The organism is Arthrobacter antioxidans (genome assembly GCF_023100725.1).
Lineage (GTDB): Bacteria > Actinomycetota > Actinomycetes > Actinomycetales > Micrococcaceae > Arthrobacter_D > Arthrobacter_D antioxidans.
This window is the reverse complement of record NZ_CP095501.1, coordinates 2,855,037-2,870,774: the sequence shown is the minus strand read 5'-3', so window position 1 is coordinate 2,870,774 and position 15,738 is coordinate 2,855,037. Positions and strand designations below refer to the sequence as shown.

The following is a 15,738-nucleotide window of genomic DNA, read 5'->3' as shown; positions in this document are numbered from 1 at the left end:
GACTCCTAGCGTGAAACGGAAAGCGTTTTCCAACCGAAGGATCCAACGATGAGTTCGATCACGAGATCAGTCTCGGCGGGCGTCGCGCTGGCGACCGGCGTCAGCCTCGCGCTGGCAGGAGTCTCCGTCCCCGCCATGGCCCGGGGGCCTGTCCCCGGCGCGGCCGCCCCCCTCGGGGGCGTGCAGCTCGAGCACCTCGACCGGGGGCTCGTGGCAGCGGCGACACCCGAGGGCGTCTTCCTCAGCTGGCGGCTGACGGCGACCGATGCGACGGGCGCCACGGCGGACGGCCTCACGGGCACCGACTTCACGGTCTATCGCGACGGCGAGCCGATCGCCACCGTCACGGACAGCACCAACTTCCTCGACACCGCGGTCACCACGGAGGAGACCGCCGCCGACGCACGGTACGCCGTCGTCGCCGTCGTGGACGGAACCGAGGTGGAACGGAGCGCCGAGGTGGCGCCCTGGACCCAGGCCTACACGGACCTGCCGCTCACCAGGCCGGCGGACGGCGTGACGCCTGCAGGGGAGGCGTACACCTACTCGGCGAACGACATGAGTGTCGGCGACGTCGACGGCGACGGCTCGTACGAGTACTTCGTCAAGTGGTATCCCTCGAACGCCAAGGACGTGTCCCAGGTGGGATACACGGGCAACACCTATATCGACACCTACGCGGCCGACGGGCGCCTGCTGAGCCGGATCGACCTCGGCGTCAACATCCGCTCGGGCGCCCACTACACCCAGTTCATGGTCTCGGACTTCGACGGCGACGGCCGCTCGGAGATGATGCTCAAGACCGCGCCCGGGACCAGGACGACGACCTACGCGGCAGGGGGCGAGGTCGCGTCGGAGAGCTTCGTGACGCTCCCGGAAGCGGACCTCGACGCCGGCGTCACCAACGCGGACGACTACCGGCTGGATGCCGACGCGTACTACGAGCACGTCGTCGGGATGTTCCGGGGCTGGCAGGACCACCCCGAGGTGGCGGCGGGGAACTGGCCCGCGACGCTCGGGGAGGCCTTCGGCATCCCGCAGCGCTACGACTACCCGCTGTCCGACGCCGATGCCCGGGCGCTCGCCGACTACTTCATGGACGACTACGCACCCTCGCGCAGTGCGCGGAACAACCTCCGCGCCTTCGAGGGCTTCGTGGTCGACGGCCCCGAGTACCTGAGCGTCTTCGAGGGCGCTTCCGGCGCCGAACTCGAGACGATCCCCTACGAGCCGGGTCGCGGCGACGACGGCCTCCTGTGGGGCGACTACGCCATGGCGCGCATCGAGCCGGGCAATCGCGTCGACCGCTTCCTGGCAGGTGTCGCCTACCTCGACGGCGAGCATCCCTCGGCGGTGTTCGCCCGCGGCTACTACACGCGGGCGACCGTCGTCGCCTACACCTGGGACGGGGAACGGCTGACCCAGGACTGGAACGTGGACTCGGGCCACGTACCCATGGACAATCCGTTCGATGCCTCACCGCACGGCGGTGTCGGCTCGGACGACGAGTACGGCACACTGGCCGGCCAGGGCTTCCACTCGCTGAGCGCCGCCGACGTGGACGACGACGGCCGACAGGAGATCGTCTACGGCAGCGCGACCATCGATGACGACGGATCACTGCTCTACAGCTCTGCGGACACCCTTCCCGCCGGCAGCGCCGCTCCCGGCACGGAGGCGAAGCTCGGGCACGGGGACGCCCTCCATGTCGGCGACATGGACCCGGATCGCCCCGGCCGGGAGATCTTCACGGTGCACGAGGGGGCCACGGGCGCACCGTACGGCTGGTCCATGCGGGACGCGGCAACCGGGGAGGTCCTCTTCGGCGGCTACACGGGCAAGGACACCGGGCGGGGGATGGTCGGCGACACCGACGCGACCGTCCGAGGGCTGGAGAACTGGGCTGTCGGTCTCCGGTCGGCGTCCGGGGAGCTGCTGCCCGGCCGTGCCCCGGGGACGAACATGAGCATCCGATGGGCGGCCGACGGCACCACGCAGCTGGTCAACGGGACGGGCGACCAGGACACCACCATCGACGACGCGCGGCGGGGCCGCCTGCTCACCGCGACCGGCACACGGACGAACAACGGCACCAAGGGCAACCCCGCGCTCGTGGCCGACGTCCTCGGGGACTGGCGGGAGGAGCTGCTGGTGCGCACCGCCGACAGCTCGGCGATCCGGATCTTCACCAGCACCGAGGTCACCGACCGGAAGCTGTACACGCTGATGCACGATCCGCAGTACCGCGCGGAGATCGCCCGCCAGAACACCGCGTACAACCAGCCCGCCTACACGGGGTTCTACCTGGCGTCCGATACCGACTTCTCCGAGGTGTCCGTACCCGAGGCCTTCCTGCCCGGTGCGCTTCCCGCCCTGCGGCGGCAGCTCGAGCAGCTCATCGGCGCGGGCGGCGTCTCCGGACCCGCGGCGCAGCAGCTGCGCGCGTCGCTCGATCAGGCGCAACGGGCGATCGAGCGGGATCAGGCGGGCAATGCGGCGCGGGCGGTGGAGAAGTTCCTCGACCGGCTCGGCCGGCAGAAGCCCGGCACCGTGACGGACTCCGCCCGGGACCGGCTCGGCCACGCGGGATCGGTGATCCTCTCCATGCTGTCCTAGCGGCGACGGGTCAGGGCTCCCGGCAGGATCGCACACGGACGGGTGTGCGGTCCTGCCGGTCCGTGTGCGATCCTGCCGGCTCGCATCGGGTCCGCAGCGCAGGCATCGGCTCGGTCTCCGGGACGGTGTCGCGGTGCGGTGTGGTCGTCACGGATGCGGGAGAGCGGCGGCTCAGGGATGCACGAGGGCATCCTGTTCCGCGAGCAGTTCGCGCACGAACGCCAGGTGTTCGATGTCCTGGAAGGCGCCGCCCTGCTCGTGCCCGTTGTAGGGGTAGACCTTCATGCGCTTCGGTCCCGCGTAGTGGTTGTGGGCCGCGAAGACGCACGACGGCGGGCAGACGTCGTCGAGCAGTCCCACGGAGAACAGTGCGGGGACGGTGCCGCGCGCCGCGAAGTTGACGCCGTCGAAGTAGCTCAGGGTCCGGAAGACGCCCTCGACGTCGTTCCGGCGCGTGCCCAGGTAGGTCACGATCTCGGAGTAGGGCGCGGTGCCGACGATCTCCGTGGCATGCCGCATGTGCGCCAGGAACGGGACGTCGACGATGGCCCCGACGGGCGGGGTGTCGTTCACCCGCTGCGTGAGGGCGGCGGCAGCGAGGGTGATCCCGCCACCCTGGCTGCCGCCCGAGACCACCACGCGGGCGGGGTCGACGGCGGGATGCGCCTGGGCGGCCTCCACGGCGTGGACGGCATCGACGAAGAGCCGCCGGTAGTAGTACGTGTCAGGGCTCTCGATGCCGAGCGTCATGAAGCCTCCGGTGTGGGGGCCCGTGAGGGCGCCGTCGGCCGTGTCCCCGGGGCGGTGACCGGAGCCCTGGCCGCGGAGGTCCATGACGAAGTGCGCGAAGCCGGCACTCGGCAGTGCGGTCCATTCGCCGAGCAGCCCTCGCCCGCCGCCGTAGCCGATGTAGGTGACGACCGTGGGGAGCGGGCCGGCGAGGTGTCGCGGCCGCAGCAGCCAGGCCTTGATGGGCTCTCCGCCGTAGCCGGCGAACGTGACGTCCTCGGTGACCAGCTGGGAGTAGCCCGCCCGGACCTCCTCGAACAGGGGAGGCGCCACATGCCTGCGCTGCTCCGACAGCGTGCGGTCCCAGAAGGCGTCGTAGTCCTCAGGCTCGTCACGCTCGGGCAGATAGCTCCGCAGCTCGGACAGGGGGCGGTCGAAATGGGGCATGGAGTGCATCCTTTCACGGGTGGATGAGCGAGGATAGAGCGCGGACACGCCTGTCTGTGGGGCACTGTTGACCATTGATACGATTCAATCTACGCTGTCGGATAACGCTTTCCCAAGGGCGTCCCACGATGGCTGACAACGAAGTTTTCCAGGAGGACAACGATGTTCCGCACACTCTCCCGACGCACGCTGACAGGCGTCGCAGCGCTCGCCGCCTCCGGGCTGGTCCTCACCGGCTGTGGCGGCGGTGGGGGCGAGCCCGCAGCCCTCGACGCCGACGAGCAGATCACGCTCAACTACACGTTTTGGGGCAACGACGATCGTGCGGCCCGGTACGACGCGGCGATCGCGGCGTTCGAGGAGGAGTTCCCGAACATCACGATCAACGACACGTTCACCGACTTCCCCTCCTACTGGGAGAAGCGGCAGACCGAAGCGGCGGGTGGCGGACTCCCCGACGTCATGCAGTTCGACTACACCTATCTCCGCCAGTACGGCGACAACGGACTCCTGCTGAACCTCGAGGACTACTTCGGGAACGGCATCACCACCGACGCCATCGACGAGGGCCTGCTGTCCACCGGCACGCTCGACGACGGCACCTTCGCCATCCCGACCGGCTACAGCGCCTGGTCCGTGTTCCAGAACCCGGCCCTGCTGGCCGAGGCCGGCGTCGAGCCCTACGAGGGCGGCACGAGCTGGGACGAGTACGACGCCCACATGGCCTCCGTGACGGAGGCCGGCGGCGGCACCGTGTACGGCGGGACGGACACCACCCAGCGCATCCAGGACCTGGAGCTCAAACTGCGCCAGGAGGGCCGGCAACTCTTCACGGACGAGGGGGAACTCGGCTTCACGCAGGAGGAGCTCGCCGAGCACTGGAAGGAAGGCCAGGAGAACCGCGACAACGTCACGGTGCCGCAGAGCAAGCTGGAGGAGATCAGCCCGGTGTCCGGCTTCGGCGGCAACCTGACCACCAGCGAGATGAGCTGGAGCAACTTCCTCGGAAGCTACCTCGGTGACTCCGGGGCCGAAGAGATCACGATCGTCGCCCCGCCGACCAGCAGCCCCGGCGAGAAGGATCTCTACCAGAAGGTGGGCCTCATGCAGGCGGCATCCTCCTCGACCGAGCACCCCGAGGCCGCGGCCGCGTTCGTCGACTTCCTCATCAACAGCCCCGAGGTCGGCGAGATCTTCGGCGCGACGCTCGGTATCCCCGCCTCCGAGACGCAGCTCGAGGGCGCCAACCTCGAAGGACCGGACAAGGCCGTGAAGGACTACCTCGACTCCATCGAGGACCGCATGGGCGAGGCCCCGGCAGCGCCCGTCGCCGGGTTCGGCGCCATCGAGCAGACCTTCTGGGACCTCGGCAAGTCGATCGGCCTCGGCACCGTGACCCCCGACGACGCCGCGAAGCAGTTCTTCGACGAAGCCGCCGTCACGCTCGGCAACTAGCAGGACACCCGGTATCCAGCAGGACAAAGGAGTTCCATCGTGAGCACGGACTCGGCGCATGCGCCAGCTTCAGCCCGCACCGCCGAATCCGGTGCCCGTCCGGTGAACAGCCGCCGGACGGGCAGGCCCCGGCCCCGTCGCCGCAACCGCGATTCCCTGGCCGGGTACGTGTTCCTCTCACCCTGGCTCCTCGGGTTCGTGGGCCTCACGCTCGGACCCATGCTGGCCTCGCTCTACCTCGCCTTCACGGACTACAACCTCTTCACCGCCCCCGAGTGGACCGGACTCGAGAACCTCCGCCGCATGGCCGAGGACGAGAAGTTCTGGGCGTCGGTGCGGATCACCCTCATCTACGTGCTGGTGGGCACGCCCATCAAACTCGCGGCAGCGCTCGTCGTCGCCATGCTCCTGAACTACCGGGCGAAGGGCACCGGCTTCTTCCGCTCCGCCTTCTACGCCCCGAGCCTGATCGGCGCGAGCGTCAGCATCGCGATCGTCTGGCGGGCCATGTTCTCCACCGACGGCCCGGTGGACGGTGCGCTGAACCTGTTCGGCATCAACCTCGGCGGCTGGATCGGGAACCCCTCGCTGATCATGCCGATGATGATCCTGCTCGCCGTCTGGCAGTTCGGCGCCCCCATGGTCATCTTCCTCGCCGGGCTGAAGGGCGTCCCGGCCGAACTCTACGAGGCGGCCTCCGTGGACGGCGCGAGCCCCCTGCGCAAGTTCCTCAGCGTCACGGTGCCGATGCTCTCGCCCGTCATCTTCTTCAACCTGCTGCTCGAGATGATCAACGCCTTCCAGGTCTTCGCCTCGGCGTACATCATCGGATCGGGAACGGGCGGCCCCGGCGGGGCCACGAACTTCTACACCGTGTACCTCTACACGCGGGCATTCGCCAACAACCAGATGGGCTACGCCTCGGCGATGGCCTGGGTGTTGCTGATCGCCGTGGGCGTCCTCGCCCTCATCCTCTTCCGCACCTCCAGGAGCTGGGTCCACTACGCAGGAGACTCCAAGTGACCACCATCGAATCGAACCCTGCCGTCCCCGTCCCGCGGGGCGAGGACACCGGCCCGCAGCCCCGGCCACGCCGTCGGCCCATGCGCCGGCATCTCCCGACGGCGCTCTGGATCGTGGGGATCGTCGCCCTCACGGCGATCGTGCTCTATCCGCTCCTGTGGATGTTCTCGGCATCCCTGAAACCGAGTTCCGAGTTCGGCAGCAACCAGGGCTTCTTCCCCGAGAACCCCACGTTCGACAACTTCGTCAAGGTGATGCAGGGCATCGCCGGCATCCCCACCTGGAAGTTCTTCCTCAACTCGACCCTGCTGGGCATCGGCGCGGTGATCGGCACCGTCATCTCCTCGTCGATGGCCGCGTACGCCTTCTCGAGGATCTCCTTCCGGGGGAGCAAGATCCTCTTCGCGGCGATGATCGGCACCCTGCTCCTGCCGTTCCACGTGCTGATCATCCCGCAGTACGTGATCTTCAGGAACCTCGGGCTGATCGACACCTTCTGGCCCCTCCTGGCCGGCAAGTTCCTGGCCACGGAGGCGTTCTTCGTCTTCCTCATGGTGCAGTTCATCCGCAACCTGCCGCGGGAGCTCGACGAGGCGGCGCGCATCGACGGCTGCGGGCACGGGCGGATCTTCTTCTCGATCACGCTGCCGCTGATCAAGCCCGCCCTCATCACGTCGTCGATCTTCGCGTTCATCTGGAGCTGGAACGACTTCCTCGGACCGCTGCTGTACCTGAACTCGCCGGACAAGTACCCGTTGCCCCTGGCACTGCGCATCTTCAACGACCAGACGAGCACCTCGGACTACGGCGCGACCATCGCGATCTCCGTCCTCGCACTGCTGCCGGTGATGCTGTTCTTCATCATCTTCCAGCGCTTCCTCGTCGACGGCGTCGCGACGCAGGGCCTGAAGGGATGAGCCGGCGCCGGCGCGACGTCGCCGATCACGGGCGGCAGGCTGCCGTCCGCGACGGCAGTACGCTGCGCTGGCCCGGCGCCACAGCGAAGTTCGCGCTGTTCGGGGAGGTACTCTGGGTCGGCGTGCTGTGCTGCGTGGCGGGCCTCGGAATCCTCACCATCCCGGCATCCCTCGCCGCCGGCTCCGCACACCTGCATCGCTTCCTGCGGGCCGAGGACTCGACCGTCCGGCAGTTCGCGGCGGACTTCACGGCCGCGCTGCGGACGGGCTGGCTCGTCGGCCTCGGGCTGATCGTCGCCGCGGTCCTCCTCCTGCTGGACATCGTGGTCGCCGGCTCGCGGTCACTGCCGGGCTGGCAGATCGTCCTGGCCGCCGGGATCGTCCTGCTGCTGGGACTGCTGGCGGGACTGACGGGCGTGACGGCCCGCTGGCCGGCCACCAGGTCCTGGCGGGCGGCGGGCCACCAGTGGCTCCGGGAGGCGCGGGAGGAGCCGGCGGGCGTCCTCTGGCTCGTCGCCGCCGTCGTGCTCACCGCGATGGTGGCCTGGCAGCTGCCGCCGCTGATCATCCCCGGGGTCGGCTGCCTGGTGTTCGCCGCCCTCGCGACGTCGGTGCGTGAGCGCCGTCCCCGCTCCTGACCATCCGATCCTCCGACCCACCCAGGAGACACCCTTGCACTACGGCGCCGACTACAACCCGGAACAGTGGCCCGAGGAGGTGTGGCCCGAGGACGTGGCCCGCATGCGCCAGGCCGGCGTGACGATGGTCAGCCTCGGGATCTTCTCCTGGGCACGGATCCAGCCCTCCGAGCACGAGTTCGACTTCGACTGGCTGGACCGGGTCATCGACCTCCTGCACGAGGGCGGGATCGCCGTGGATCTCGCGACGGCGACGGCGTCGCCCCCGCCATGGGCGACGGTCGCCTACCCGGAGATGCTGGCGGCCGACGAGCACGGCAGCCCCTACTGGCACGGCAGCCGGCAGCACTACGCACCGTCGTCGCCCGCCTACCGGTCACTGGCAGCGGCCCTCGTGCGGCGGATCGCCGAGCGCTATGCCGGGCATCCCGCGGTCGTCCTCTGGCACGTGAACAACGAGTACGGGTGCCACCTCAATGTGGACTACTCCGACGCCGCCCGGGATGCCTTCCGGACCTGGCTGACGAACCGCTACGGGTCCATCGACGCCGTGAACGCCGCTTGGGGCACGATGTTCTGGTCGCAGCGCTACGGGTCCTTCGCCGAGATCTTCCCGCCCCGGCACGCCCCCTACAGCCACAACCCGGGGCAGCTGCTCGACTACCGGCGCTTCACCTCGGACATGCTCCTGGAGTGCTACCGGATGGAGCGGGACATCATCCGGGCGGCCGGTGCCGTCCAGCCCATCACCACCAACTTCATGGGCGCGTTCAAACCCGTCGACTACGCCGGGTGGGCCGCGGAACTGGACGTGCTCAGCGACGACCTCTACCCGGACCCCAATGATCCGGAGGGTTTCCGGGAGGGCGCGTTCCACGGGGACCTGATGCGCTCCCTCAAGCCCGGGACCCCGTGGCTCCTCATGGAGCAGGCCACCAACGCGGTGAACTGGCGGCCCACCAACGCCCCGAAGGCCCCGGGCCAGCTCGCCGCGCAGAGCATGCAGGCCGTGGCGCGTGGCGCCGACGGCATCCTGTTCTTCCAGTGGCGGCAATCCAGGGCAGGAGCGGAGAAGTTCCACTCCGCCATGCTCCCGCACGCCGGCACGGAGACCCGCACCTGGCGCGAGGTGGTGTCCCTCGGCAGCGACCTCGGCCGGCTGCCGGACCTGCCGGCCGACGACGGCGCCGCGCGGGTCGCGCTCCTGTTCGACTGGGAGAACTGGTGGGCCATCGAGAACCCGGACCACCCCACCTCGCTCGACTACCAGTCCCTGGTGCGGGGCTGGTACGACGCCGTCCACCGCCTGCACGTGCAGGTGGACATCCTCCCGCCGACGGCCGACCTGTCGCGCTACGCCGCGGTCGTGGCCCCGCACCTGTACCTCCTCACCGAACCGGCCGCCGCGAACCTGGCCGACTTCGTGGAGCAGGGCGGGCACCTGCTCGTCACGGCGTTCAGCGATGTGGTCGACGAGTACGACCGCTTCCGCCCGGGCGGGTTCGGCACGCAACTTAGGGACTTGCTCGGCGTCGTCGTCGAGGACTTCGGGGCACTGGTGGGCGCCGACTCGGAGGGGCCCGGCGAGCAGCGGGCGCTGGTCTCCGGCCCGGGCTTCGCGTTCGCCGGGTCGATCCTCGCCGAGGAGGCCCACGCCGTCGACGCCCGCGTCCTGGCGCGGTTCGAGGGCGGCCGCCAGGACGGGCGGCCGGCCCTGACGGCACGGCCCCACGGCGCGGGATCGGCCTACTATCTCGCCACCGTGCCCGACGACGACGGCGCGCGGCAGGTCCTCGAGCACTTGTTCGCGGCGGCCGGGGTGGAGCCGGTGCATGCGGGCCTGCCGCCGATGGTGGAGGCGATCCGTCGCGGGCCGCTGCTGACGCTCATCAACCACGACCGCGAGCCGGTCCACCTCGATGTGCGGGGGGAGGACGCGCTCGGTGGTGGCGACGTCCGGGGCATCGAACTGCAGCCGTTCGGCTACGCTCTGGTGCTCACCGACTCCCGAGCGGTCCCGGCGCCGGCACAGCGGTGACGGAGCAGGACTTCGCGCCCCGGACTCTGAGCTCCGGTCGTGCTCAGCCTGGAAGACGCTGGTCGCAATTGTCCTCGCGACGGATCGTCGAATGGGGCGTCGTTGTCCCGCGTGGGGCGACGTCCCGGCCATGAGTGATGGAATGTATTTGGCTTATCGGGCGGGACGAGGAATGTATGCGGACAATTCCTGGAAGGACGTTCGGGACGCCCGTGTATTCGCTTCCGGATGAATCGTCGCCGGGAAGCAGTGGCGACGGTCTCGGGTGGTGAACCCTCGCGCCGTCGGGGTATGTCGGTGCAGGTCGAGGCTTGTGGGACTGTTACCGTTTGCTGGTGATCGAGACACTGATAACTGGTTCTGGGGTAAACAGATATCGGAGGGTCGAACCGGGATCGGTGTCGGTGCTGCCGGCCGCGCTCGTCCTGGGCGCCGTGCAGTTCCTCATCGGAGCGGTCACGGCCCGCTTCCCGTCCTATTGGGGAGATGAGGCCGCGACACTGACCGTCTCGCAGCGGTCCCTTCCTGACATGTTCGCGCTGTTGGCGCACGTCGATGCAGTCCATGGCGTGTACTACCTGATCCAGGGCCTTTTCCTGTCCGTGGTCGGCACGGATCCCTTCCCGGCCCGGATGCTCTCCGTGACGGCTGTGGCAGCCACCGTAGGCTTCACGGTGATACTCGGGGCCCGTCTGGCGGGGCCACGAGTGGGCATATTCGCGGGTGTGGTCGCCTCGTTCCTGCCGGGCCTCATCTGGGCCGGCAGCGAGCTGAGGTCCGTGGCCCTGACCGCGTTGCTGGCGGTTCTGACCATGCTCGCGCTCGAGCGGGCCACGCGTAGAGGATCCGCACCCGCCTGGGGTCTTTACGCGCTGATGCTCACCTGCGCGACCTGGCTGTTCGTGTTCTCGGCGCTGCTGGCCATTCCGGCCGCCGCGTTGGCCGTCAGCCGCACATGTACAAGACCGTTCCTCTGGTCCTCCTGCCTGGCGGGCCTCGCTTCCCTGCCCATCGTCGTCGCCACATCGACCCAGGTGGGGCAGGTGTCCTGGATCTCGACCCAACCGGGCGAGCTGCTCAAAGGCGCTCTCATCGGCCAGTACTTCTTCGGGCAGCGGCCCTACTATGCGTTCGGACACCCGACCGCCCACTTCGCGACAGCCCTCATGGTCCTGTCTCTCGGAATCGTCGCGTGGTTCACATATGCTTCATTCCGCCGCCGCCAGTGGTCGCTCTGGATGATCGGAGTCGCGTGGACGCTGCTGCCCACAGTCATCCTCGTCGGTATGACGGCGCTGGGGAAGCCTGTCTACCTGGAGCGGTATCTGACGTTCACGGCCCCGGGCTTGTGCCTGTTGGTCGGTGCCGCGCTGGCCGTCATGTCCCCACAAAAGGGTGTGGCGATCCTGACAGTATTCTGCCTGCTGGCCACTCCCATCCTCGTGAGCCAGAAACGCGAAGGGTTCAAACCGAACAACTTCGCGGCCATGGCTCGTGTCGTCGAGGATCGCAAGGTACCCGGCGCGGCAGTCATCTACTCCGATGTCCGGGCATACGGTGTGCCGATGGCCTACCCGGAACAGTTCTCCGGGGTGGAGGACGTCGCCCTCGATGCAGGCCCGCTCGAAACAGCGACGTTCTGGGGGAGCGTGGTCCCAGCGAATGAATTGGACCTGACGAAGCTGAAGGGACGTCAGGTCTTCGTGCTTGCGCGAACAGTTCAACCTGATGCTTCCGCCGGTGCTGCTGGTTCGGATGGGGCCCGGCCGAGCGATCCCTATATCGCGCGACTCGTCGACGCGGGGTGCATCGAGGAGGAGGTTTCTGCAGTCACGATCCTCACGGCTCATATCCTCATGTGCTGACATGCCCGAAGACCGCCGAGTCGATGCCGTTCGAGGCGCTCGTCCTCGATCTCGATGGTGTCCTGAGGATCTGGGATCCAGCGATCATGGCCGATGTCGAACTGGACAACGATCTTCCCGCCGGTAGTCTCGCTGCGGTGGCGTTCGGCGATACCGAAATGCTGCAGAAAGTGATCACCGGGGCGATCACGGATGGTCAATGGCGGGAAGAAATTTCCGACAGATTGGAAATGTATTACGGAGCAGCTGCGAGGAAGGCGGTGGCGCAGTGGTCGATTCCGGCGGGAAGGGTCGATGAGGAGGTACTCACCATTGTCCGACGAGTGCGAAAGCGACGGACCGTCGCACTGTTCAGTAATGCCACGACCCGGCTCGACTCCGATTTGTCGTGCCTCGGCCTCACCCATGAATTCGACCTGATCTTCAATTCCAGTGCCATCGGCATGGCTAAACCCTCCCCTGAATCCTTCGAGGCAGTGCTTGTGGAACTCGGCACCCCGGCCGACCGTTGCCTTTTCGTCGACGACACTCTGACCAACACGCGGGGCGCAGAAGGTCTGGGATTCAAGGCACACCATTTCAAGGGCGCCAGAGCTCTTGAGCAGTTCATCGCCTCCTGCGGAGGGTTCGGTTCGAAGCACGATGGTGACGGGGAGGGCCAGATCTCCGTGTAGTAGGACTCTCATGGTCGGAGCTCGCTCCACGCATGACGGAGCGGCAGCGGACGTCGGCATCACGACCCTGCTGCTCCCACCGCGGACGTCCTTCGGCTCGCGCGATGCGCCCACCACAGCGGGGCCGGCAAGGTCGGGTTTCTCCCGGTGAAAGAGCCTCGAAGGTACAGTTGCGAGCACTTCACCCGCAGGTCCTCGACCTGTCGTCGGCCGGAGACAATGCCATCTTCTTCAGGAGAACTTTCCGTGACCATTCGCAGCAGCACTGGATGGAACCCGACCGATGCGCCTCCGCGCTTCGCGGACCCGCGGCGCATGGGAACTCTCGTCGGGCTGTCCGGCGCGTGCGTCTTCGTGTTCTCCTACACGGCGGAAGTCGCAGACCCCGTATCCGTCGTCGCACGCCTCGTGGTCATCGGCACTGTCGCCTCCACCGCGTGGTTCCTCTTCGCCTCGCCACGTTTCCTCGGCCCTTTCACTCCTCCTCGTGGTCGGCACATCGCGATCTACCTCTTATGCGTGGTCATGGAGTTCGCGCTGATAGCTCTCGGCACCGGACGGCTCACCTCGGTAGGCAGGCTGGAGCTTCAACCCGCGCTGATCGCCCTGGTCGTCGGTCTCCATTTCATACCCTTCGCGTGGGCGTTCAGAGAACGCATGTTCTACACGCTCGGAGGGGTTCTTGCCCTCGTAGGTGGGGTGGGACTGCTCATCGGTACTCCGACCAGTGCTTCGGGAGCGGCGGTGGGGTCGGGGCTGGTCATGTCCGTGATCCTGCTCGCCTACAGCCTGGGGATGTTCGCAACCCCGCGGAAACACATGACCCAACGGTAGCCACCGCTTCCATCAGGCATCCTGCTCGGCGATGGGCAGACGAACACGTACCGTGGAGGGCTTCATCGACCCCTGAATCAGTGCCATTGCGCCACGGCCCTCTGCTGCCCGTGAGGGATGGCCTCCGGAAGGTTGGAGCGAAGCTGTCGCTACTGTTTCAGCTATGAGTACGGGATCTGTGCACGTCCTTCTTGCGATCACCCGGCGTCTCGTTCTGCGCAGTGTCACGACAGGAGCGTTCGTAGGGCTGATCGCCGGGACGGGGGTGTTCGTCGTCGCCTATGCTCAGGTAGCTCTGGACCCTGGACGCTTCGCGGGGTGGAGCGTCGATCCCGGGCAATCGGTGATCTTCGCCTTCGGGGGCGCAATCATTGGGGTCGGACTCGGTCTGGCAGGCTGTCTCGGCTCCCTGCTTCTTCTGCGTGTGCGCGCGGCAGTCGTAGAACCGCACAAGATGCACTACGCAGCTACTGCGGGGCTCGGAGCGGGTGTGGCCACAGCAGGATCCAGTGCCTTGGTCCTCGACGGTATGGGCACGGCTTCCTGGGTGCCGATCTTGGTGGGTAGTGGTCTCGGCGCGGTGGCGGCATGCAGTGCTGCTCTCCACACACGACGCATACTCACGTCATCTCCGAGCCGCACCGGATAGGGATCCGCCCCCGGGGGCGGCGACGCAGGCGTTGAAGCGAGCACTCCTCTCGAAGATGACGCCCCTGGCCGATCAGCGGAACGACGGCGTGGACGACGGGACATACGAACTCCACAGCAGCACCAGTTCCGGCCCTTTATTCCACGGGACCACACGAATCCCCGGATCGAGACGCACGGCGACGTTGACCATGTACCGTGCTGTGTTGCGACGCCTACGCCTCATCGCCGGCGAGAGACCGGAGCATGTCCACCGCGCCCGCTGGGTAGAGTGGGCGGTCGATTCTGCGAATGGGCCTCCAGGCGACGGGGCTGCCTTCATCGAGCACGCGCAGCTCTGCATCGAGCGGGATGGCACTGAACCCCGGCGACTGCACAGCGAAGACGTGCACGATCTCGTGACCGGGTTGTCCTTCGTAGTCGAAAATATTCTCCACAACTCCGAGTAGCTGCACTGCGGTGAGAACTATCCCGAGTTCTTCTGCGAACTCGCGCCGCACGGCAGCCTCGGCCGTCTCCCCGAACTCGATACCTCCGCCAAGTACTCGATGAAAAGCTTCGCCCGTCATGGAATCCCTCGCGTCCGACACGAGAACGTGCCCATCACGGACTGGCAGACCCACGGCGAGATTCCGGATCGTCGGCATGCATTCGATCCTAGGCCCGGCTGAGGCTCGGGGACGTGGCATTGCCGGCGCGATGCTACTTTTGGTCTCAGTGACATTCCTATCCTCTCTGTGATCCAGAGTCTGTGCAGCGGTTCCCGTTCGCTTCCGTCGGAAGTGGTGATTCTGTGCGCCCTCGACGGGGAACTCGCCCGCGAGCTCCCCGCGCACCGGCCTCCCACCGAACTCATCCAGAGAAGATCACATACCCGCCATGCAGAGAAACTCCGTCAGCCCTTCCTCACCAGCTCTTGACCGCGGATCCTTGCGCCCCGACTGCAGCAACTGCTTCGCGCTCTGCTGCACCGCCCTCGGCTTCTCCCGCACCGCCGACTTCCCCATCGACAAACCACCGGGGACACCCTGCCAGAATCTGGCGTCCGACTTCTCGTGCACCATTCACGACAGTCTGCGACCGCGAGGCTTCCGAGGATGCACCGTCTTCGACTGCTTCGGCGCCGGCCAGAACGTCTCCCAGAACCTCTTCCATGGCGTCAGCTGGCGAACGAGGCCCGAAACCGCGAAAGACATGTTCACGGCGTTCACGATCGTCCGGCAACTGCACGAGATGCTCTGGTACCTGACGGAAGCAGCCACCAGAACCTTCGACCCTGACACCTCACACCAGGTCGACGAGCTCAGGACGACGATCGAGAACGCGCTGAATGATCCACAACAGGTTCTCGCCGTGGACCTCGACGAGTTGCATGCCCGCGTCCGGTCACACCTGATGGAGATCAGCGAGGAAGTGAGAACCTCCTACCTCGCAACCGGGAACGACCACCTGGACACTGCGCTCGTCCCGGGAGCGGACCTCATGGGCAAGAAGCTCAGGTCACGGTCGCTGGGCGGAGCCAACCTCCGAGGCGCCTACCTCATCGCCGCCGACCTGCGTGCCTGCGACCTATCGGGCACGGACCTCCTCGGAGCGGACCTCCGAGATGCCCGCCTGGAAGGGGCAGATCTCTCCAAAGCCCTGTTTCTGACACAGGCTCAGGTCAGCGCCGCCACAGGCGATCGGAGCACACGCCTGCCGACCGATCTCAGTAGACCTGCTCATTGGTCCGACAACGGATAGGACTCGGCAGGGCTACTGGCCGGTAGGCGACTGCATGTAACAGGCGCCTGCCGGTCACCATCCGACGTCATCCCTGGACGTGTCCCTTGCGTGTCCCCGACGAGTGGGCTG

Annotated in this window: 13 protein-coding genes; 10 read left to right on the top strand and 3 right to left on the bottom strand. The window is 67.3% G+C overall.

Going from position 1 to position 15,738, the window contains the following annotated elements:
• Positions 1 to 48 precede the first annotated feature (48 nt).
• Complete coding sequence (locus MWM45_RS13210; RefSeq protein ID WP_247826848.1) at positions 49 to 2,616, top strand: rhamnogalacturonan lyase; 2,568 nt, start codon at positions 49 to 51, stop codon at positions 2,614 to 2,616.
• A gap of 171 nt (positions 2,617 to 2,787) precedes the next feature.
• On the opposite strand, the gene MWM45_RS13205 is transcribed toward MWM45_RS13210, so the two are convergent.
• Entirely contained in the window at positions 2,788 to 3,792 is a 1,005-nt protein-coding gene (locus MWM45_RS13205) for an acetylxylan esterase (RefSeq protein ID WP_247826847.1), read from the bottom strand.
• A 162-nt stretch (positions 3,793 to 3,954) separates the two neighbouring features.
• On the opposite strand from MWM45_RS13205, the gene MWM45_RS13200 reads away from it, so the two are divergent.
• The 8 genes from MWM45_RS13200 to MWM45_RS13165 all read left to right on the top strand — a co-directional run bounded on the left by MWM45_RS13200 (position 3,955) and on the right by MWM45_RS13165 (position 13,236).
• Positions 3,955 to 5,247, top strand: coding sequence for an ABC transporter substrate-binding protein (locus MWM45_RS13200; RefSeq protein WP_247826846.1), 1,293 nt, complete (start codon positions 3,955 to 3,957; stop codon positions 5,245 to 5,247).
• 39 nt (positions 5,248 to 5,286) lie between these two features.
• The gene (locus tag MWM45_RS13195; RefSeq protein ID WP_418909693.1) at positions 5,287 to 6,270 is read left to right on the top strand and encodes a carbohydrate ABC transporter permease; all 984 of its coding nucleotides are present in this window, start codon (positions 5,287 to 5,289) and stop codon (positions 6,268 to 6,270) included.
• Positions 6,271 to 6,275: 5 nt separating this feature from the next.
• Positions 6,276 to 7,187 carry a carbohydrate ABC transporter permease gene (locus MWM45_RS13190; protein ID WP_418909770.1) on the top strand — a complete coding sequence of 304 codons (912 nt, stop codon included), beginning with the start codon at positions 6,276 to 6,278 and terminating at the stop codon, positions 7,185 to 7,187.
• Entirely contained in the window at positions 7,184 to 7,825 is a 642-nt protein-coding gene (locus MWM45_RS13185) for a hypothetical protein (protein WP_247826844.1), read from the top strand. Before MWM45_RS13190 ends, MWM45_RS13185 begins: the two co-directional genes overlap by 4 nt.
• Positions 7,826 to 7,859: 34 nt before the next feature.
• On the top strand, positions 7,860 to 9,863 hold the full coding sequence (locus tag MWM45_RS13180) for a beta-galactosidase (RefSeq protein ID WP_247826843.1): 2,004 nt from the start codon (positions 7,860 to 7,862) through the stop codon (positions 9,861 to 9,863).
• A 335-nt stretch (positions 9,864 to 10,198) separates the two neighbouring features.
• Positions 10,199 to 11,728 (top strand): glycosyltransferase family 39 protein, encoded by a 1,530-nt coding sequence (locus tag MWM45_RS13175; protein ID WP_247826842.1) that lies wholly within the window; start codon positions 10,199 to 10,201, stop codon positions 11,726 to 11,728.
• A gap of 23 nt (positions 11,729 to 11,751) precedes the next feature.
• Positions 11,752 to 12,402, top strand: a complete 651-nt coding sequence (locus tag MWM45_RS13170; RefSeq protein WP_247826841.1) for an HAD family hydrolase — start codon at positions 11,752 to 11,754, stop codon at positions 12,400 to 12,402.
• A gap of 246 nt (positions 12,403 to 12,648) precedes the next feature.
• Entirely contained in the window at positions 12,649 to 13,236 is a 588-nt protein-coding gene (locus tag MWM45_RS13165) for a hypothetical protein (RefSeq protein ID WP_247826840.1), read from the top strand.
• A gap of 863 nt (positions 13,237 to 14,099) precedes the next feature.
• On the opposite strand, the gene MWM45_RS13160 is transcribed toward MWM45_RS13165, so the two are convergent.
• Together MWM45_RS13160 and MWM45_RS13155 are read right to left on the bottom strand one after the other, a co-directional pair.
• Positions 14,100 to 14,531, bottom strand: a complete 432-nt coding sequence (locus MWM45_RS13160; RefSeq protein ID WP_247826839.1) for an NUDIX hydrolase — start codon at positions 14,529 to 14,531, stop codon at positions 14,100 to 14,102.
• 219 nt (positions 14,532 to 14,750) lie between these two features.
• The gene (locus tag MWM45_RS13155) at positions 14,751 to 14,948 is read right to left on the bottom strand and encodes a hypothetical protein (protein WP_247829301.1); all 198 of its coding nucleotides are present in this window, start codon (positions 14,946 to 14,948) and stop codon (positions 14,751 to 14,753) included.
• A gap of 130 nt (positions 14,949 to 15,078) precedes the next feature.
• On the opposite strand from MWM45_RS13155, the gene MWM45_RS13150 reads away from it, so the two are divergent.
• Positions 15,079 to 15,627 (top strand): pentapeptide repeat-containing protein, encoded by a 549-nt coding sequence (locus MWM45_RS13150; RefSeq protein ID WP_336296668.1) that lies wholly within the window; start codon positions 15,079 to 15,081, stop codon positions 15,625 to 15,627.
• Positions 15,628 to 15,738: the final 111 nt, after the last annotated feature.

Bases quoted from the DNA above. Each gene is read 5' to 3' on its own strand.
- MWM45_RS13210 (WP_247826848.1), top strand. From the start codon at position 49: ATGAGTTCGATCACGAGATCAGTCTCGGCGGGCGTCGCGCTGGCGACC.
- MWM45_RS13205 (WP_247826847.1), bottom strand. From the start codon at position 3,792: ATGCCCCATTTCGACCGCCCCCTGTCCGAGCTGCGGAGCTATCTGCCC.
- MWM45_RS13200 (WP_247826846.1), top strand. From the start codon at position 3,955: ATGTTCCGCACACTCTCCCGACGCACGCTGACAGGCGTCGCAGCGCTC.
- MWM45_RS13185 (WP_247826844.1), top strand. From the start codon at position 7,184: ATGAGCCGGCGCCGGCGCGACGTCGCCGATCACGGGCGGCAGGCTGCC.
- MWM45_RS13170 (WP_247826841.1), top strand. From the start codon at position 11,752: ATGCCGTTCGAGGCGCTCGTCCTCGATCTCGATGGTGTCCTGAGGATC.
- MWM45_RS13160 (WP_247826839.1), bottom strand. From the start codon at position 14,531: ATGCCGACGATCCGGAATCTCGCCGTGGGTCTGCCAGTCCGTGATGGG.
- MWM45_RS13155 (WP_247829301.1), bottom strand. From the start codon at position 14,948: ATGGTGCACGAGAAGTCGGACGCCAGATTCTGGCAGGGTGTCCCCGGT.
- MWM45_RS13150 (WP_336296668.1), top strand. From the start codon at position 15,079: ATGTTCACGGCGTTCACGATCGTCCGGCAACTGCACGAGATGCTCTGG.